The following is a 20,125-nucleotide window of genomic DNA, read 5'->3' on the forward strand; positions in this document are numbered from 1 at the left end:
GGGAGGACAGCGACGGGGAGGGCTGCCGCGGCGAGGCTTTTCACGAAGCCAGGGGTAAGGCAAAGGAGGGGGACGGCGGCGGGGTAGGCGGACGGGTGTCGATCAGTTCGTAGAAGACGTTGCGCTGACGCGGTTCCCAGCCGGCTTCCCGGATCGCCCGGCGGATTTCTTCGAGCGTGAGGTAATAGACCGTCCCAGCGGAGGCCACCACGTTTTCCTCGATCATGAGGGACCCCATGTCGTTGGCACCGAAGAAGAGGGCGATCTGGCCGATCTTGCCCCCCTGCGTGACCCAGGAGGATTGGATGTTGGGGATGTTGTCGAGGTAGAGGCGGGCGATGGCCTGGGTGCGGAGGTATTCAAAGGCGCCGACTTCTGGGAAGTGGGCCATTTTGTGCCCCGGCTGGAGCGTCCAGCAGATGAAGGCGGTGAAGCCGCCGGTCTCGTCTTGCAGTTCGCGCAGGCGGGTGAGGTGTTCGATCCGCTCGGCTTCCGTCTCGATGTGGCCGAACATCATGGTGCAGGTCCCTTTGCCGCCCAGTTCGTGCCACACCCGGCAGACTTCCAGCCATTCCTGGGTCAGGGCTTTGCCTTTGGTCAGCTCTTTGCGGACGCGATCGACCAGGATTTCGCCACCGCCTCCCGGCAGGGAGCCGAGACCGGCAGCTTTCAGGCGGGCCAGCACCTCCCGCAGCGGCAGCTTGTTGATCTTGTGGAAGTGCCAAATCTCCGGCGGGCTGAACGCATGCAAATTGATCTGCGGATAGCGCGCCTTGATGTCCCGCAGCAGCTCCTCGTACCACTCCAGTTTGAGCTGCGGGTGCATGCCGCCCTGGAGCAGGATCTGGTCGCCGCCTAAAGCGATGGTCTCCTCGATCTTGCGGTACAATTCCTCGCGGGGCAGGACGTAGGCATCCGCATCGTGGGACTTGCGGTAGAAGGCGCAGAAGTCGCAGACCGCCGCGCAGATGTTCGTGTAGTTGATATTGCGGTCGATGTTGTAAGTGCGGTACGGTTCGGGATGGAGGCGCAGGCAGACGGCATGAGCCGCTTGGCCGAGGCGGATCAAATCGCGGCAGCGGAACAGTTCCAATCCTTCTTCCGGCGTCAGGCGATAGCCATCGACGGCTTTGCCGAGGATACGGTCGAGGTCGTTCATGGCGCAGCTCCGGCGAAGGCCAGGGCGGGTAAGGAGGTTTGCAGCCGCCGTTCTTCCAGGGGCGGCGTCAGGCCGAGTTGGGCGGTCAGTTCCGCGAAGCGGCGCAGGCCGGCCAGTTCCCACGCTCCCAGGTCATAGCGGATGATATGGCTCAGGTAGCGGCGGCAGTAGCCGGCGTCCAGATGGAGCCGGGCGGCTTCCCGTTGAGCGATCAGTCCCAGGCGCGAGAGGCCGCGCTGCCGCGCCTGGAGGAACGGTTCGGCCACGTCCTCCAGAGGGATTTCCGGCCGCACCGCCCAAAGGGCATAAACCATCGGCAGGCCGGTCCAGTCGGTCCATTCCGTGCCCAGATCGTAGGCGTAGGGCCACCCCGGCAGGCAGGCGTGCATCGCCCGATCGCCGATCAAAAGCACAGCGTCGGCCTCCACGTCCTCCACCGTGTGGTGCAGAGGCAGCGGCTGATACTCCGCCTCCACGCCCCAGCGCTCTTGCAGAAGCACGCGGACCAGAACAGCACTGGTGCGGGACCCTTCATCCAGAGCCACGCGGCGGATGTGCGGCCACTTGACCCGGCTGAAAAGCGTCACGCTGAGGACCGGACCCCGCGAAGCGATGGCTATCCCCGGAATGAACGTGTAGTCCGGCGCGCGGAGAAACTCCACCACGGGAATCAAACCGATGTCCAGCGTCCCCGCGGCCATCGCATCGGCCAGGCGGCTTGGCACGTCCAGGATCAACTGCCAGGGAGGGACATAGCGGTCCAGCTCCTCGATCAGCGGACGGGCGTTAAGGTAGCTGACCGCCCCTACACGCACCTGTCGGGTCATGGTCTTGCACTCCCCATTCCAGGCTTGGTCTTTTCGTTATAAGAACCGCAAGCGGCGGTGAAAACACAACCGCCCGGCTTCGCCTCGGCGAGGAAGAAGGCGGGCAAGCCGGGGGAGGAGTTGCTGCATCAGGGGGGCTGAGGTCGCAGCGCGGTCGGGGCGGCTCTCACGGGCAGCCCGCTGGAGGACAGGGCGGACAAACCGGCACGCACACCGGGACGCACCGCTGCACGCACACCGTCACGGTGTACGGCTCCCAGCGGCAGGTCGTCACCGGCACCAAACGGCAGTGGCTTTCCGGTACCACTTTGCAGGTTGTGACAGGAACATAACGGATGCGTTCTTCACATTCCATACGGATGCGGCACTGGCGGACCACACACTGCCGGGGTTCACAAACCAGGCGGCAAACCACTCGAGGAACATATCGCACGCAGTGTTGAGGAACCAATTCCGTTGTACAACGCGTCTCATAACGGACATGGTTTTCCTGGACCAGGCGGCAGACGGTATACGGGACCACCCGGCAGCGGCTCTCCAACACCGTGAAGCAACGGCGCCGCACCTCGTGGCGGACGTGATCCTCCCGGACCAGCTTGCAGACGGTGTACGGCACCAGCGCCTTGCGCACCTCCGGCACATAGGAGCAGCGCCGTTGCGTCACCAGGCGGACGCACGTCTCCGGCACCACCCGGCAAACGGTATAGGGCCGGTAGCATACCCTTTGTTCACAAACCGTAGAGCAGCGATAGCGCGTCTCCGTACGCACCGCCGTCTCCGGAACCAGGCGGCATACCGTGTAAGGGATATAACACACCTTGACTTCAGGAACCAGAGAACAGCGGGTACGGGTCTCATAGCGGATGCAGTGTTGAGGAACCAGGCGGCAGACGGTGCGCGTACAAGGCCGCAGCTCCGTCCGGCAGACCTTGCGGCATACAGGAACCTGCACAGTGACGCATACAGGCTTGCACACCTGGCGACATTCACGGATGACACGACATTCTTCATGGGGAACCCAGATCGAGCGGCACACCACACGGCCCGGACATTGCACGAGCTGCTCTACAATCGGACCGGGGCGGTAATAGGTCGTGCAGGTGCAGGGGTCAAATACGCATTCCCCAGGCAATTGCACACATTGCTTGACCACTGGACCCGGCACATATTCCGACACCGTCACGAAACGCCCCGTGCATACCTTCTCCACACGTTCCACAATCTGCGGCTCGATGACATACTGAATCTGTGTCTGAGGGACATACTCGATCACATCATGATACGTGGTGACCGGTACGTAAAAAGTCTCCGTCTCATAAACTGGCTTTAGGACCGTGTAAGGAATAGCAACCTGGTATTGTTCCGTCACTGGACGATAATGTACAGAACGTTGCTCCCGATAATGCGTTTCCTGAATCGGCTTCCAAACAGTATAAGGCACCTGGACTGTGTAGGGTTCTACAACTTGTCTTTGGACGGTGTACGGCTGAGCGGCAATATGCTGCTCTTGAATAACTTTCGGCACAGTATAGGTGACGGGAATCTGGCACTCCTCGACCACGGGGCGCAGGACAGTGTAGCAGTGCTCGCGGTAATGGGTTTCCGCCACGGTGCGGTAGGTCGAGTAAGGAATGGCGACGACGTAGTCTTGGACCACCGTTCGCGGCACCGTATAAGTTTCCTGGCGGTAGTGGGTCTCATAGACGGGGCGGAGGACGGAGTAGGGGACGGCCACCTGGAAGGTCCGCGTCACCGGTTTCCACACCGTAAAGGCTTGCTGCTGCCACTGGGTCTCGTAAACAGGCCGCTGCACGGTATATTGGTGGATCGTATCATAATGTTCCACCACGGGCCGTTGCACCACATACTTCTGAGCTAGCAGTTGAGTTTCCTGGACTTGCCGCAAGATTGTGCAAGTCTGGACCTGATAGTGGGTCTCATACACAGGCCGGTAGCAGACCTGTTGATGGTATTCCAGGATCGGTTGGTAATGCACGGTCAGGCCGCTGACCGGCGGCGCGCATTGCTCCGGCAGCAAACAGGGTTTGGGATAGCGGCACAAGCCCAGATGCCCGGCCCAAGCCAGCGGTGCCGGCAGAAGCCATCCTCCAAGCGTCAGAAGGGCAGTGCAGAGCCAACGCTTCATAATCGTGGTCCCTCGCATGCGGGTCCTTCGCAAGGGCGGCGAATAGCGCCAGGCGATGGAGTCCTCCTCTTCTGTCAGTGTGCGCAATGCGCGGAGAACAGGAAGGCCACAAGGCTTTCTGCCGCCGTTTCCTCAAGCCCAGAATGCCGCACATTCAATCTTCCCGGCGCATCCCATGCCAGCGGCTCAGAATAAAGAATTGCTCGAATCGGCGATAATGGAATCATCGGCACTGTTCTTTGTCCTTGCAGAGGGCCTGTAGTTGATGCGAAGCGAAGGATCGGCAGAGTCGAAGATGAGGCGGCAGCGACGTTAAGGGGGCAGTTCGTCGCTGTGTGCCGGGAACGCTTCGGCCTGGGCAGGCAGGAGGTGCGGCCTGGGAGCGGAAGATTCGGCCTGGGTGAGGGACTTCAGGCCGTTGTGCCGAGGATTCAGCCTTCGCTGTGGATTTGCTCGAAGCGCGGGGCGGCTTCAAGGAAGGCGGCCAGGAGGTGGGGGTCGAAGTGGTTTTGCAGGTCTTGGGAGAGGAGCTTGACGGCGCGAGCATGGGAGAGGGCAGGGCGGTAAGGCCGTCGGCTGCGTAGAGCTTCGTAGACGCTCACCAGACTGACCACGCGGGCGGAGAGAGGGATTTCGTGGCCTTTGAGCATATCTGGGTAGCCGCTGCCATCCCAGCGTTCGTGGTGGTGGCGGACAATTTCCGCGGCCAAGGGGAGGAAGGGCAGCTCGCTCCCCAGCTTGGCGGCGACGCTGAGCATCACTTCGGCGCCGACGGTGACGTGGGTTTGCACCACGGCGCTTTCTTCTTCGCTGAGTTTATCCGGCTTGATGAGTAATCCGCGGGGAATGGCCACCATGCCGATGTCGTAGATGGGGGCGATGGCGGCTAACAGTTCCAGGTAGGCATCGTCTTTGAGGCGGGTGTATTCGCCTTGATCGACGACAGCACCGGCCAGGGCGCGGACGTAACGGATGATGCGCCGCCAGTGGCCTTCGCTCACCAGGCTGGTTTCGGCCAGCAGACGGGAGAAGGTCAGGGAGAGGGCCTCGGCAGGGGCGGCTCGCCGCAGGGCGGGAAGGGACGCGGGTTTGGCCGGCGCTTGCCGTTGGGTCAGGGCATTCGAGATGCGCTGGGTCGGCTGGCTGCTTTCGGAGCCGCTGCTTTGCGCCCGGCGCATGAGCAAGGCGCGGACGCGGGAGACGAACTCGCTCGGCTTGAACGGCTTGGCCAGGAAGTCGTCCGCCCCGGTGGTCGACAAGCCTCCGAGGGCTTCATCCGGCATCATGCCCGACATGAGGAGAACTTTGAGCCGGTCGCTGTCCCAGCCGGCGGAACGGACCTTGGCGATCAGCTCCGTGCCGCTCCAGCCCGGCAGATTGACATCGACGATCAACAAGTCCGGCGAGAAGCGGGCCAGCTCCTCGTAGGCGGATTCTGCATCGGCGGCTTCGCGCAGCTCGTAGCGGTCCTTGAGCAATTGGGTCATGAGCAGGCGGATGGAGTCTTCATCATCGACGATCAGGATGCGTTCGCGTTTGCTCGTGCGGGAAGCGGCCTCGCGGGAGAGGGTCGCGGCAGTATTGGGGAGCCAGAGGCAGAAGCCGGTGAGGGTGGACGCGACGGCGCGGGCGGAGGGGAAGCGCTGATCCGGGTCGGTTTGCATCAGACGGGCGACCAAGTCGGAGACTTCCTGCGGCACTTCGGGGCGGAGTTGGTGGACCGGCGGCGGCGAGGTGGTGAGGCGGCGGTGCAAATCCTGCAACGGGTTCCCCGTTTCCGGATAGGGTTCCACCCCGGTCAAGGCCCAGTAGAGCGAAGCGCCGAGGCTGAAGAGGTCGGCCCGGCCATCGACATTGCGGGGATCGCGAGCCTGCTCGGGGGCCATGTAGCCGATCGTGCCCAGGAGCGTCCCCGGTTCGGTGACGTTGCGCATCGGCATGCGGGCCAGGCCGAAATCCAGCACCTTCGCTTGCCAATCCGGCGTCACCAGGATGTTGGAGGGTTTGATGTCGCGGTGGATCAAGCCGTGGCGGTGGGCTTCGGCCAAGGCTTCGGCCACCTGGCGGAACAGATCGCAGGCGCGGTGCGGCGCCAGCGGCCCTTTCTCCCGTACCAGCGTGTACAGGTCCTGGCCGGGGATCAACTCCATGACGAAGTAATCGCGGTACATCGGCGTGGGGCCTGGCTGCTCCCAGCGCCCGGCGTCGAAACAGGCGACTATGTTCGGATGCTGCAACCGGGCCACGGCCCGCGCTTCCGCGTAGAAGCGGTGGACCATCCGTTCGTTCCCATCCGAGGCCCGGCTCATGACCTTCACCGCCACTTGCCGCCGCAGCGTGATGTGTTCCCCGCGGTAGACCGTCCCCATGCCGCCGTGGCCGAGCAGGTCCAGCAGCCGATAGGAACCCAGGAGCAACTCATGCCCGTTCCCTTTGCGGATGGCTTCCATCTGGAAGCGGGTGATCAGATGCCGCTGGTGCAAGGCGTGCAGCAGTTCGTCGATCGTCAGGGCTTGTTCCAGGCGGTGGCGGTCGCTTTCGGGCAGCTCCTCCCACTCCTCGTGCAGGACGATGTGCTTGTCGAGCAGCCAGTGCAGCAGCGTTTGAGGCAGGGTGGGCGCTCCTCCTTCCACGTGCACTGTCGTGGCGGGCGAAGCGGGTGATTCGAAGAGGATCGAATCCGGGTATGGCGACATGCCGGGGGCGCTCCGACTTCTTCCGGTGGGAGACCAACTCATGGCCGTATCACAATTTGGCTTACAGTTGGAGGAAAAACAAGCCGCGCAGCGGACGGAAAGTGCGGGGAGGGGCGAAAACGCTCGCAGATTTCACGCCGAGGTGAAATCCCGTGTCCGGCATCAGGCGGCGGCGTAAGAATCCTGGGAGATATTCGGCAAGCCGAGAAAAATTGGGCCGGGATAAACAGCACGGGAAGGCAGGTTCCCTTCCCAGCGACCGGTCCAAGGACGAATACAGTCTGCACCGGGCGGAGGGACCGGACTGCTCCGGGCATCGAGTCCGAGGAACCGGACTGCTCCGGGAATCGAGTCCGAGGGCGGCAGAAATGACGGGGAGTACGGGGAGGCCGTCAGACGCCGGCAGCCCGGCGGAGCGCCTCAGCCCGATCCGTTTTTTCCCACGTGAAGTCCGGCAGCTCCCGCCCGAAGTGGCCGTGGCAGGCGGTCTGCCGGTAGATCGGCCGGCGGAGTTTGAGTGTGTCAATGATGCCTTGGGGCGTGAGGTGGAAGAATTCGCGGATCAGCTCGATGAGGCGCCCTTCGGCGATCTTGGCCGTGCCGTTGGTGTTCACCCAGATGTTGAGCGGGTCGGGGTAGCCGATAGCGTAGCTGAGCTGGACTTCGCATTCGCGGGCCAAGCCGGCAGCGACGATGTTTTTGGCGATGTAGCGGGCCATGTAAGCGGCACTGCGGTCGACTTTGGTGGGGTCTTTGCCGCTGAAGGCGCCGCCGCCGTGGCGGCCCCGACCGCCGTAGGTGTCCACGATGATCTTGCGCCCGGTCAGGCCGCTGTCCCCGTGCGGACCGCCGGTTAGGAAGCAGCCCGTCGGATTGATATGGCAGGCGATGTCTCCCGCTTCCAGCTTGGGCGGCTTGTCCCCCGGCGGAATCATGACGAACCGCCCGCGGATCAGGTCCTCCCGTTCCCGCCGCAAGACCGGCTCGATCAGCTCGTGGATGATCCGTTCGCGGGCCTCATCGGTGAAATAGTCCTTATTCTGGCGGCAGGTCATCACCTCGCGGGTATGCTGGGTGCTGAGCACAACCGTATGGATGCGGTGCGGAGTTCCGTCGGCGTTGTATTCGACCGTCACCTGGCTTTTGGCATCGGGCCGCAGCCAGGGCAGCCGACCGCTCCGCCGCAACTCCGCGTGATACTCCACCAGCCGGTGGGCCAAATGGATCGGCAGCGGCATGAGGCTCTTCGTCTCGTTGCAGGCGAAGCCGAACATCATCCCCTGATCTCCCGCTCCGCCGCAATCCACCCCCTGGCTGATATGCGGACTTTGTGCGTGGATGTGGCAGTCGATCTGGCACGACTCCGCCGTAAAGCCAATCTCTTCCCGCTCCGCCTCATTACGGGCCACGTAGCCGATCTCTCGGATCACCTCCCGCACCAGACGGTCGATCGCTTCCCGTGTCAGGGGAGCCTGGGTGGTGATCTCCCCAGCCACCACGACCAGATTCGTCGTCACCAGGGTCTCACACGCCACCCGGCTGTTCGGATCATGCTGCAAGCAGTAATCCAGCACGGCATCGGAAATCTGATCGGCTACCTTGTCCGGATGCCCCATCGACACTGATTCACTGGTAAACAGATAACGCTCATCCGACACGATCACGCCCCCAACAACAACGGCCTCCCTGGACCGCAAAACCCGGCGACCCCGCTTTTGGTACGCTCGTTATACACAAACACCCTGCCCAAGGCCAAGTGCCCGGCGGATCCTTCCCCGCACTCGCGCCCCATGCGCCCCGCCTGCCTTTGTTCCCGCAGGCTAGCGGGCTTCCCCTCCATCCGTTCCCGCAGATCAGGAGGCCTGACTCCCCTTCTTCCCCCCGACTGTCGAAGCGCTGACGCTCCGCGGGGGATTCCACGTGTGCCGTCGGCCCAATCTCCTCCCTTTCCCATGATACGGCTCTCCAAATGAAATGATACGGCTCCCGCCCTCTCTTCAGGAGCGAGAGAATCAGGAGCGAGAGAAGCGAGAGCGAGGACGGAGGGAGTGGAAAAGCGGAAATCGATGGCCAGACGGTCTGATCCGGAATCCCCGCCCATTTCCTGTCCCGCATCCGGTTCTGGGCAAATACGGGGGATGCCGGTCCGGCCGGGGTCACTTTCCAGCGACAGGAAGATGTCACTTTCCGGCGACGGGAACGGCCCGGCCTTCGATGGCGGCGAAGAGCTTGCCGAAGGTCTCGGTGATGTCAGCCCCGGACTGGACGAGCACGCGCTTGGTTTCGCGGACGGTTTGCCCGGCCACGGTCAGTTCAGCAGTGACATCGTAATAGTAGAGCTGGCCGGGTTGCAGCGGCGGGGTGGTGAAGGCCCGCTCCGTCCCTTCCTGGGTCGTCAGGCGGCCATCGACATACAACTTCGCTTCCGCCGGCAGGACGAACTTCAGATGAGCGCCGATTTTCTTCCCCTCCTCTTTGGTGCCGTCCTTCTTCTCCTTATCGCCGGGTTTGGGTTCGATTGGCTTGGGCTGATCCGGCGTGCCGGGAGGCGGGGCTTGCGGCAGCGTGGGCTGGCCGTAGATGGCATACGGCGCGCCGTAGATGCCCGGCGGAGCGTAACCCCAGCCGCCGCTGGTGCGATGGCCCCACACCGTGGGCACCATGATCACCGACGGCCCAAACGCCGAGCCGATGCCGTAGTAGCCGCCGTAGCAGCCGCCGTGACAGGCCCAGGGCGTGCTCAGCCAAGCCCCATAGCCGCCGTAGCACGCGGCACTGCCGTAACAGGCCCCCAAGCAGCTACAACCCCAACCGCCGTCCACCACCGCATAAGCCCGATGGGCATACTTCCACGCTTTCTTGGCATGCAGCCAGCCGAGCAAGCCGCCGTGACAGCCCGTGCAGCCATAGCAGCCGGTACACCCCGCGCAGCCGTACAGCACCACCCCTGTGCACCCGGCACACCCCGCACAACCGGACACCACCACCGGAGCCGCTTCCGCCGCAGGCGCGGGATCGGCAGCCGGCGTCAGCGCCGCCAGAAGAACCACTCCATACATGGCGTCTCCTCCAGAAGAACTCTTGTAGCCGCAGTTGGTCCCATCTCCACCCGTCGGCCACACCTTCGATAGTAAATCTGCACAGCAGGCGAGTCAAAGGCAATCTGCGACAACTGGCGAAAATGCGTAAACCCCCGCAACCGCATAAACGGAACCGCGTTCCCGGAGAGCTTGTCCCACCACCACTTGCGGCTCTCCCAGCCGATCAAACCAAGCGATTGACTCGACGGGAATCGAGGGGCTTCCACCGTGAAGTCGTCTGCGCTGCGGCAACGGAAGCGATTTTCCGCTGCGTCCCTCGGTGGCAAGAAGGCCGGAGGGGGTTCCCGCTCCTAAACAGCTTGGCAATGCAGAGGGGTACTAAACGGAGGCGGAGGAACGAAGGATCAGAGTGGGAACAGCGGAAGCGGGGGGACGCCCCGCAGCGGCTTTCTCACCGCCCAGACTGGCGCGGCCGGCTAGCCGGGAAGCAGTTGGAGCGAGCGGCTGCGATTCATCTGATCCAAAAGGGCCTCGAACTCGGCGACAGGTTTGGGTCCGAGGTCCTCGCCGGTGCGCAGGCGGACCGAGACGGCCTGGGCCGCCACCTCCTTGTCCCCCACCACCAGAATGTAGGGCACCTTCTGCAATTGGGCTTCGCGAATCTTGGCATTCATGCGGGCGCTGCTCAGATCGGCTGTCACCCGGAAATCCCGCTCCGTCCAGCGCTGGGCCAAGTGGCGGACGTAGTCGAAGTGGCGGTCGGCGATCGGTACCAGCACCGCTTGCACGGGGGCCAGCCACACGGGGAAGGCCCCGGCGTACAGCTCGATCAGATAAGCCAGCATCCGTTCCATCGTGCTGATGACGCCGCGGTGGATCATTACCGGCCGCTTCGGGCGGTCATCGCTGTCCTTGTATTCCAGCTCGAACTGATTCGGCAGGTGAAAATCGAGTTGGATGGTGGAAAGAGTTTCCTCCCGGCCCATGACGTCCTTGACCTGCACGTCGATCTTGGGGCCATAGAACGCTGCCTCCCCTTCCGCCTCGAAAAACGGCAAGCCGTGCTCTACCAGCGCCTCCCGGAGCATCGCTTCCCCTTTGGCCCACATTTCGGGATTGTCCACGTACTTTTCCTTGTCGTTGGGATCGTGCTTGGACAGGCGGAAGCGGTAATCCTGAATGCCCAGGTCAGCGTACGCCTTCTTCATGAGGTTGAGCACGCCGGCGATTTCTTCCTTGATCTGATCCGGCCGGACGAACAGGTGGGCATCATTGAGGGTCATGCAGCGGACCCGCGACAGGCCGCCGACCACGCCGGAACGCTCGTAGCGGTACATGGTGCCCAGCTCGGCGATCCGCACCGGCAGATCGCGATAGCTCCGCGGCTTGCACTTGTACACCTGAATGTGATGAGGGCAGCACATCGGGCGCAGCACCAGCTCCTCCCCGTCGCCCACCTCCATCGGCGGGAACATGTTCTCCTTGTAATGCGCCCAATGGCCGGACTGAATGTACAGCTCCTTTTTGGCGAGGTCCGGGGTGTACACGTGCTCGTAGCCGGCTTTGCGTTCGTAGTCGGTGATGAACGTCTCCAAAATCCGGCGGATGGTCGCTCCCTTGGGTAGAAGCATGGGGAAGCCGGAGCCGAAGATCGGCTCGTTGGCGAATAGCTCCAGCTCCCGGCCCAGTTTGCGGTGATCGCGGCGGGCGGCCTCTTCCAGCCGGGCCAGATGTGCCTGCAAATCCGCAGCGCTGGCCCAGGCCGTGCCGTGAAAGCGCTTGAGCATCTTGTTCCGGCTGTCCCCGCGCCAATAGGAACCTGTCACCTGCAAAATGCGGAAGGCGTCCGGGTCCAGATGCCCCGTCGATTCCACATGCGGCCCGCGGCACAAGTCGATGAACCCATCATGCTGATACACGGTGATCACCACCGGTCCCCCGGCGGCATTGCCATACTCATCCTGCCCGCGCGTCAATCCCTCGATCAGCTCCAGCTTGTACGGATTGTCCCGGAAAATCTGCCGCGCTTCCTCCGCCGTCACCTCCCGCACGTGGAACGGGTGGTTCTCGCGGATGATCTGCCGCATCCGTTCGCTGATCCACTGGAGGTCTTCCTCCGTCGGGTTCACGTCCAGGTCGAAATCGTAGTAAAAACCGTATTCCACCGGCGGGCCGATCGTCGGGCGGGCCTGGGGGAAGCGCTCCACCACCGCCTGGGCCAGAACGTGGGCAAACGAATGCCGCAGCTTGTATAGCGCCGGATCGTAATCCTTGGGAATATACTTTTCGCTGGCTGCCTTCAGCTCCGCTTCACTGGCCATAATCGTCCCCTGCTCTTCGTCATTACTCCATGTCCTCAGGGCGAGAAGCGACCCATGCCAGGGGGCTGCCCTGCCTGCCGGACCAGCCGACGCAAGCACGGATCGAACTCTCCCCTCCAGAACCGGGCCTTTGCAGCATCACCATTCTATCCTGCGCCAGTCCGGCTTGCAGAAGATATAGCACCAGGGAACGAAAAGGGGACGGGTCCGCGCCGCCAGGTTCGTCAAATCGCAGCCTCGTCCTGAGCCGCCAAGGAGTGGGCGATCTCGGCGAGACAGAGGCGGCCCGGCCGAGAAAGCAGCCTCAGAGATTTCCAGGGCTTCACGACCGGTCAGGGCGTCACGGACGGCGGGGCAGAAGTTGCGGCAGAGCGCGGTAGAGGTTCCAACTCAGGCGAAGCAGCTTGCAGAAACGGCTGGGTTCGTCCAGGGCGGCTTCCACCGCCGGATCGGGTCTTTCTGGCGATGTGCCGTGGGAGCACGCATTGCGCACCCATTGCACTTGCCGCAAGGTGGCCTTGTATTCTTCATCCAAGCCAGCATAGTTGAACAGATATTCTTCAGCATTCTTCCGGCTGTCATAACGGGATGTACTCTTATAGCCAAAAACCAGGCGACATGTACGTATGAGAATCGCTTCATATGTCAAGATTATAGCATGGAGATAATTCTGATGTTTCAGTGCTTCCTGCGCATTGGCATAGTACCATTCGTCATCATAATGCCGGCTGGAGAGGAAGTTGCGTAGTTGCTGCTGGATGATCGCGGTGAGTGCCGGGCTGGCATGGCGGGACTGGCTGAGCCGATCGATGAGGTCTTGGATTTGGGTTCGCGCACGGGAAAGCTGATTGGTGTTTTCCAGGAACCAGACCTGCTCGGCGAGTTGCTGGTCCTCCTCATTCTGAAGGAACTGCTGGAGGAGTTGCTGGTAGTTGCCGGTCAGGTGGAAGACGGCCATCGCCTCGGTCAGGCCCTGCAATTCCTGGCAGAACGAGAGGCAGGCCACCGGCGTCTGATTCAGGGCATCCCGCGCCTCGAACACCCCGCTGTAATAGGAGACGGAACGGATGTCATGCGTCCAGCGCATGAGGGTAAGCACATGGGTGGCCAGCGTCGGCAGATGGCGGAAGCCGTGGCTGATGTCCAACACCACTTCGCTTTTCTCCGGCACCGCCTTCAGTAACACCTCCGCGAGCCGCTCCTGATCGAACGGCTCGATCAGATGCAAGGAGACCTGAGGCTGCTTATCGACCCCATATTGATTAATGAGGCTTTCCCAATGAGTGAGTATATCTTGATTGATAGTCTTAGATATGACATGATCATCGATTCTTATATATTCTTCTTCCAATTGATTTTGCACAGAATTATCGAGGAGCCGATACAACTCCGACCAGAGGGACGCGTTGGTACCTAGAATGATCCACCGTTCGACTTTTTTCTGGAGGCCGTTGATCAGGTAATCGAGGAGGGCCAAGCCGAAGAGGGAGGTAGCGCGGGTGAACGATGAACCGGGGGAGGAAGGGGGCGGATCGAAGCGATAGGTGGTCTGCTCGTATTGGGAACGGGGATTGTGGGGATCGCGTTTGCGGCCCACGCCGAGGAAACTGATGAGGGTCGTCGCCATAGGGTCAACTCCTGGGATGCAGCGCTGGGGCGGGGAAGCTCTGCGTTGTCGGTCGATGCTTCCGCGGTGAGGGATGCGGATATTTTCCGGTATCATATTGGCACGATTAGTGATGACCTCTCTCCTGCCGCAGTTTGGGAAGCCGTGGGGTCGGCAACTCCTTTCCCAAAAAACGGCTGCCATTACCCAGAATTACGTTGAGACGCACCACGGTATGACACCGATTCGCGCCCCGCTGTTTCCTGCCCAGCTCCTGAGCAAAATTGCCCGCGAGCGGCCCACGCCTTGCGGCAATCGCGGCCTCCGCCAGGCGAACATGGCCAGGGAGAGGTTATCCGCCGGGCTAGGGTATACTGCCAGTTTACCCCAACGGCAGGTACGGACAAAGCAAAATCTGCCTCAGCGATAGCCGAAGTGGATGAGCGTCACGCCCAAATGTTGGTTTGTTCCAGCGTACCGCCTGGAGGAGCGGCGTAGTTGCTGCTTCATTTCCCTCGCGGAAACGAAGGACTTGCGAAGAGCCGCCCGTTGTTTACCATAAAGTCTCAATGCTGGGGGGAAAGGTGAGGTTCGAGGGAGGGGCGGCCCATGGGACGACACGTGAGCTTAGCAGGGTTAGTTGCGATCCTGGCTGTGGGGAGCTATGCGCAGGAGCCGAGCATTTCCCAAGCGCCGAACACATGGGTCAAACGCAGTCCGTTGGAAGGCACGCCGCCGTCGCCGCGCTTAGGTTATGAGGGGGCCTGCGTCTGGGACAGCAAGCACCACGTGATGATTCGTTATGGCGGGCACAATCAGGGGGGCGGCGGGGAACAGCATTCGGAAGTCTGGACCTTCGATCCGATCACCGCCAGGTGGACGCTCAAGGAACCGAACACTTCCCCGCCGGGGATTTGTTGCGGTCAGCAAAACGTGTTTGACCCGATACGCGGCCGTTATATCCGCTTCCCGGCCTTTAGCGGGAGTCATGGCTGGCAGTGGTTTCGTGAGATTTATCTCAACGATTCCTCGGTGTGGACGTATGATCTGGAAACGAACCTGTGGCGCAACATGCGGCCGTTACCGTCGCCCCGACTGGCTCCGCTGCGCTGTGCGTCGTGGGATGCCGATGAGGAAGTCGTCGTGGTGTTCGGCGGGGAGGGGTCTCGCGAAGGGACCCTCGTTTACGACCCTTACACCAACGAGTGGAAGTGGATGAATCCGAAGATCGAGCCGGAGTTTCGCAGCGGCGGCAACATGGCCTATGACTCGGCCCGCAAGCTGCACATCTTGTTCGGTGCGCAATTCCTCGATGATCCCCACACCTGGGCCTATGACTTGAAGAAGAACGAATGGCGGGACATGAAGCCGGCAGTCATGCCGCCGACGAAACAGAATGATGCGGTGCTCGCCTATGACCCGCACAACAAAGTCATCCTGGCCGTGGTGAAAATCACCGAAACGCGCGAAGGCAAGAGCGTGGATCGCCTGGAAACCTGGGCATACGATGCGGGTGCGAACCGATGGACCAAGATGAACCCTCCCCAGGAACCGGACCCGTCCGGCGCCCGTGCTCGCCAGCTCATGTTCGCTCCGGAACTCAACCTGGCCATTCTGGAAAACCGCACCCATCCGCCCCAGGGCCGCCACGAACAACAAATCTGGACCTATCGCTATGCGGACGGCAAGCCTCATGAGCCACCGAAGCCCTCCCCGCGCAAGCGCACGCAGCCGCCCCTTGTGGAAGACGTTACCGTGTCCGTTGTGTCCGCCAAGCAGGTGGAGTTGTCGTGGAAGCCGGTAAAACTGCCCGGTGAAACGGACAACTTGGAAGGCTCCGCAATCGTCGGCTATCATGTGGAACGCGCCGTGGTGGAAGTGTGGAGCGAGGATCAGCTCAAGCGTCTCAAGTCGAGCACGCCGCCGCTCCCAGAGCCATCCGTGGGCGCCATTCGCCGCATCGGACAATTCGAGCGCCTCACCGCGATGCCGGTGAAAGGGACAACGTTCACCGATACGTCAGTGGACTTGCAAACGCCCAAGGTTGTCGCCGCCAAGCCGATCTACGAACGCCGATTTTATCCCGAGGAATTGGAGGACAATGGCAAGCCGTATCGTTTCGCCGTGTACGCCTACCGCATTCGTGCCGTCAACGCCCGCGGCGAATGGAGCGGCCCATCTCCCGCCTGCTTCACACTCCCTTCCTCGCCGCAGTGGGTGTTCGCCAAAGAGGAGGGGACCACCTGCCACCTCAAATGGGCCGCCAATCCCGAAAAAGGGATCCAGGGCTACCGTATCTACCGTATGGATGGCCGCTGGCAAAAGGACCCTGTTTCGCGACTCACAGCGCACCCTATTTCCAGGACGACTTACAGTGATCCGACCGCAGGCAAAGCTGCACGCCGGTACTATGTGGTCGCCGTGGACGCCCTTGGGCAAGAGGGTTTTCCATCCGCACCGGTGTGGTTCAACCGGGAGTGGCGGCCATTTTACTTGCCCTTCATTGGCGAATGGCATCAATGAAAGGACGGCTCCTGCCTTCCCCCCAGCCTGATCTGGGCCTACTCGGCTCGGTTTCTGCATTTGGTCGCTTGTTCAGAGATGGGGCCGAAGTCAAGGGATGGCGCCGAGGCGAGCGGTTAGGGCGTGAGCGAGGGGGAGTTCCCGCGGCGGAGTTGGGACCCACCTGGCGGGGTAAACACCTTGGAGGCTTCGCATTCGTGTGGCTGCTCTTGGTCATGCTGTTCCCAGGGGCAAGGAATGGTCAGCGGCATGAGTTGGGGTGTGGCCTGTACGCCTGCTTCGGCGGACATTTTCGGCAACGACTGGCGGCCAGGCGATGGCAGGCGCGCGGGCTGCCGAGGACAGGGTGGGGAGGTTCCTCCGGCTCAGCGCGGCGGGGACAGGACCTGGCTGAGGAGCGGACCGCGGGGTTGGTCTACTCCCAACACGGCCAGATAATTGGCGACGGCGTTGAAGTAACTCCCCAGGATGACGGCGACCTTGGTCTTGGCCTCCGCCGCGGCGATCTCTTGCAGGTTCAGCTCCACCAGTGAGATGCGTCCTTCGCGGAAACGCACGGTTTCGATTTGCAAGACCCGTTCGGCCTGTCGCTGTTCCTCCTGGGCTTGCTGGAGGCGCTGCCAGGTGAGGAGCAGTTCCGAGACGGCGTCCTGGACCTGGACGGTGATTTCGTCGCGGGCGTAGCGTTCCTGGGCAAGGAGTTGGGCGAGCTGGGCCTGAGCCGTCAGCGCCTGGCCGCGGGCATTGCGGAAGGGAAGGGGAAACTCCAACACGGCCCCGACTTCGCCGGTGGTGCGGTCCGTGGCGAAGGGTCCCGTACCGCTCAGGGTTTTTTTGGCGGCTCCGACGTCCTGGGCGCCTTGCAGCACGAGGTTGAGGTTGGGCAGGAGTTGATTGTTGGCCAGTTGCCATTCGAGGCTGCGCCGCTGTTTTTCCAATTGGAAGCGGATCAATTCGGGGCGTTGGCGTAGGGCCAATTGCACATCCGCCGCCAGGCCTTCCGCACGGGGCAGGGGGAAGGGGGTTTGCAGGAAGTTGGGGTCGAGCCAATGGCTAGGAGGAACGACGGGCTGGCCCTGTTCGTCGCGCAAAAACAGGGACAGGCGCAAAGCGGATTGTTGGACGAGCCGTTCGGCGGCGAGTAGAGCTTCGCGGCGGGAGGCCACGAGGCGGCGGTTGAGGGCCACCGGGGCTTCAGCGATCTTGCCGGCGCGGAATTGTTCGTCGAAGACCTGCTGGCGATCCACGGCCAGGCGGAGCAGCTCCTCGGCGATGCGATACTGAGCGCCCGCCACTTGCCAGCTCCAGTAAGCCTGGGCGGCGGCCCGGAAAAAGTCGAGGCGCGCCCGGCGGATGGTAGGTTCGGCCAGGTTCTCGGCGATCTGCGCGGCCCGCAAGCGTGCCCGCCGGGGATCGATCGCGCGGTTTTGCAAAAGAGGCACTATGACTCCGGCCTGCCATTCGCCTCCCTCGCCCGTCTTGCGGTCGCCGTAGTAGATCGGAAAGTTGCCCTGGCCCCAACGCCAGGCGGCAAAGGTGGACATGCCCCCGTAGGGAGAAGTCTGCTCGATGCTGGCCAGGAGCCGACTGCTGCTAAAGGTTCCCCCCTGCTCGGCGGAGCGGAGGCGGAGCACCGGGTCGAACTGCCCTTCCGCCGCGAGCCGCTGGCCGGCGGCGATTGTCCGTTCGAGTTCCACGGCATAAAGCAGGGGAAAGGCTGCCGCTACGCTTTCCAGCACTTCCTCCAGCCGCAGGGGTTCTTCGGCGGGTCGGGGGAAAGGCAAGACGGCGGGCGGTGAAGCCGGTGAAGGCGAAGGAGCGGGCCGAGTCGGTTCCACCGCCTCGGGGCGGTCTTCTGCCGGTCGCGGGGGCGGGGCTTCAGGCGGTTCCGCCGTTGGCGTGGTATCGTGAGGGGGCGCGGGCAGGGGAGCGGGCGGTGGAGGCGGAGGCAGCGTGGGAACAGGCAGCGGCTGGCGAAGGTAGGCATTCGACGGCAAAGGCGATTGCAGGGCACAACTGACCGGCAGGAGGGCGACAACGGCCAGCAGGACTAACCCGCCGCGGCGGCCAGCTATCACGGCTTGTCTGGCAGGAGGCCCGGAGGCGATCAGCCCAGCCGCCGGCCTCGCCTCACTTGCCCCGGCGCTGGACCGGTCCCAAGGGCGAAGCCGATTCCTCCGCCGGCTTGAGTTCGCGGACCAGCGGGAAGCCATTGAGCACGCGCCAGACTTCGTAGCCCAGCGGAACCTGCCGCAGGAGAATCCAGCCCTGAGCGCGCACTCCTTGGCGCAGGTATTCATACGCAGGCCATTCCTCCCCCGCTGCCGGTGCCACCAGAATGCGGAAGCGGCCATTGCCATCGGAAGTGGGGTCAATCAGGTACACTTCCCCCCGGAAGGTTCCCGCGGCCACCTGGGGAAACGAGGCCAACTGGACGGCAGGCCACCCCTCAAACTGGAGCAGAACCGGGGCCCCCTTGTGCACCAATGGCAGATCGTTGCCATCGATGTAAAGCTCGGCCACAATAGCGGGGTATTCCCCCCATGTCAAGGGGTCGTAGAAGCTGTAAGCCAGCCCTCCCAGCAGGGCCAGTTCCGCCGGCTGAATCGGCGGTTTGCTGGGATCTTCCAAATCGGGGACCAGCACCGCGAGGCGTTCGCCGGGACGCACCAGTTGCCCGCCGGCTTCAGCGTTCGCCAAAATGCGGAAGATGACGCCCGCCACGGGTGCATAGACGCGCTGGTTCTCCTGGCGCTGCACCTGGGACCGCACCATCAGATATTGTTGCCGGACGGCAGCTTGTTCGCTCAGGGCGGCCTTGAGGGCGGCTTCCTCCGTTTGGATGAGGGCGGCGGTGCGCTTGTCGGTGGCCTCCCGCTGAGCTTCGGCGGCTGCCAGCGTTTTCTCCGCTAGCTTGACCCGCGCTTCCGCCAGCGGCACCTGGGCCTTGGCCAGGTTGCGCTTCCGCTCGGCTTCTTCCAGTTCATCCTTCGACACCACTTTCCCTTCACCGAGACTGCTGCGGTATAAGCGCAGGGTCCGCTGATAATTCAGCTCTTCCCGTTGCAGGTCGAAACGGGCACGTTCCAGTTCCTGCTGGGCCACGAGCACTTGAGCCTGGGCTTGTTCCACGCGATAGCCTGCCTCCGCCAGCAGCACTTCCCGTTCCTGTTGCACATATTGCAAGCGGGACTCCTGGTCCTTGACGCGCCCATCCGCCAGGGTGAGGCGTTGCAAAGCGAGCAGTTCCTGCTCCCGCAGACGCTCCAGGATGAGCGGATCGTTGTCCACCAGGTCCACGAGCAACTGCCCGGCCCGCACCCGATCCCCCTCCACCACATGCCACTTTTTCACCCGCCCTTCGATGGGAGAGACGATGAATTGGGGGCGGCGCGCGGGATGGAAGGCGATGGTCTGTCCCCTGCCGGGGACCGTTTGCGTCCAGGGGACGAAAGCGGCGGCGGGGAGCAGCAGAAACAGCAGCAGGACCAGGCCGAAAGCCAAGCGGCGCACCGACCGCGGAGTTTGGCTCAGGCGGATGGCCGGTAGATGCAGATCGGGTTCGGCAGAGCGGATGGGAGAACGGAAGGCAGATCGGATCATCGTCATGTCTCCAGCTTGAGAGACGAGAGCGCGCGCACCCCAGGGGCTTTGGGCACGGCTTGGGGCCAACCCCGCGGGAGAACCGCCGCGCTTCCTCAATTATCCGTTGTGCATCTCCCCAGTCGGACCAGGGCGTCTTCTGTCTCCCCCAGCGGCTCCGAAGGCCCAGGTCCAGCTTCCTTAGCTTTCCCTAGTCCAGCGCA

At 62.7% G+C, this 20,125-nt stretch carries 13 protein-coding genes; 3 read left to right on the forward strand and 10 right to left on the reverse strand.

From position 1 onward, the window contains the following. Positions 1–40: 40 nt before the first annotated feature. The 4 genes from mqnC to H0921_RS13355 form a co-directional block, all read right to left on the reverse strand. Positions 41–1,159, reverse strand: coding sequence for a cyclic dehypoxanthinyl futalosine synthase (gene mqnC / locus H0921_RS13340; protein WP_194538964.1), 1,119 nt, complete (start codon positions 1,157–1,159; stop codon positions 41–43). Next, positions 1,156–1,986, reverse strand: coding sequence for a menaquinone biosynthetic enzyme MqnA/MqnD family protein (locus tag H0921_RS13345; protein WP_194538965.1), 831 nt, complete (start codon positions 1,984–1,986; stop codon positions 1,156–1,158). The genes mqnC and H0921_RS13345 overlap by 4 nt, the downstream gene beginning before the upstream one ends. A 166-nt stretch (positions 1,987–2,152) precedes the next feature. Then, the gene (locus tag H0921_RS13350) at positions 2,153–4,150 is read right to left on the reverse strand and encodes a hypothetical protein (protein WP_194538966.1); all 1,998 of its coding nucleotides are present in this window, start codon (positions 4,148–4,150) and stop codon (positions 2,153–2,155) included. 413 nt (positions 4,151–4,563) lie between these two features. Next, positions 4,564–6,828 carry a protein kinase domain-containing protein gene (locus H0921_RS13355; RefSeq protein ID WP_194538968.1) on the reverse strand — a complete coding sequence of 755 codons (2,265 nt, stop codon included), beginning with the start codon at positions 6,826–6,828 and terminating at the stop codon, positions 4,564–4,566. 40 nt (positions 6,829–6,868) lie between these two features. Between H0921_RS13355 and H0921_RS13360 the strand changes: the two genes are divergently transcribed. Continuing rightward, positions 6,869–7,006 (forward strand): hypothetical protein, encoded by a 138-nt coding sequence (locus H0921_RS13360; RefSeq protein WP_194538970.1) that lies wholly within the window; start codon positions 6,869–6,871, stop codon positions 7,004–7,006. 214 nt (positions 7,007–7,220) lie between these two features. Here the strand turns inward: H0921_RS13360 and metK are convergent, their stop codons facing one another. The 4 genes from metK to csx2 all read right to left on the reverse strand — a co-directional run bounded on the left by metK (position 7,221) and on the right by csx2 (position 13,817). Then, positions 7,221–8,486, reverse strand: coding sequence for a methionine adenosyltransferase (metK, locus tag H0921_RS13365; RefSeq protein WP_194538973.1), 1,266 nt, complete (start codon positions 8,484–8,486; stop codon positions 7,221–7,223). 522 nt (positions 8,487–9,008) lie between these two features. After that, positions 9,009–9,887 (reverse strand): TIGR03000 domain-containing protein, encoded by an 879-nt coding sequence (locus H0921_RS13370; protein WP_194538975.1) that lies wholly within the window; start codon positions 9,885–9,887, stop codon positions 9,009–9,011. 458 nt (positions 9,888–10,345) lie between these two features. After that, positions 10,346–12,190, reverse strand: coding sequence for a threonine--tRNA ligase (gene thrS / locus H0921_RS13375; protein ID WP_194538976.1), 1,845 nt, complete (start codon positions 12,188–12,190; stop codon positions 10,346–10,348). A gap of 340 nt (positions 12,191–12,530) precedes the next feature. Further along, entirely contained in the window at positions 12,531–13,817 is a 1,287-nt protein-coding gene (gene csx2 / locus H0921_RS13380) for a TIGR02221 family CRISPR-associated protein (RefSeq protein WP_194538977.1), read from the reverse strand. A 112-nt stretch (positions 13,818–13,929) separates the two neighbouring features. Here csx2 and H0921_RS13385 point away from each other — a divergent pair, with 112 nt between their 5' ends. Together H0921_RS13385 and H0921_RS13390 are read left to right on the forward strand one after the other, a co-directional pair. After that, positions 13,930–14,226 carry a hypothetical protein gene (locus H0921_RS13385; RefSeq protein ID WP_194538978.1) on the forward strand — a complete coding sequence of 99 codons (297 nt, stop codon included), beginning with the start codon at positions 13,930–13,932 and terminating at the stop codon, positions 14,224–14,226. Between the two features lie 179 nt (positions 14,227–14,405). After that, entirely contained in the window at positions 14,406–16,319 is a 1,914-nt protein-coding gene (locus H0921_RS13390) for a kelch repeat-containing protein (protein ID WP_194538979.1), read from the forward strand. Positions 16,320–16,684: 365 nt separating this feature from the next. Here the strand turns inward: H0921_RS13390 and H0921_RS13395 are convergent, their stop codons facing one another. Continuing rightward, positions 16,685–18,397 (reverse strand): TolC family protein, encoded by a 1,713-nt coding sequence (locus tag H0921_RS13395; RefSeq protein ID WP_194538980.1) that lies wholly within the window; start codon positions 18,395–18,397, stop codon positions 16,685–16,687. Positions 18,398–18,449: 52 nt separating this feature from the next. Next, positions 18,450–19,922, reverse strand: coding sequence for an HlyD family secretion protein (locus H0921_RS13400; protein ID WP_194538981.1), 1,473 nt, complete (start codon positions 19,920–19,922; stop codon positions 18,450–18,452). Positions 19,923–20,125 lie beyond the last annotated feature (203 nt).

It is taken from the genome of Thermogemmata fonticola, from assembly GCF_013694095.1.
In the GTDB taxonomy this organism is placed as follows: domain Bacteria; phylum Planctomycetota; class Planctomycetia; order Gemmatales; family Gemmataceae; genus Thermogemmata; species Thermogemmata fonticola.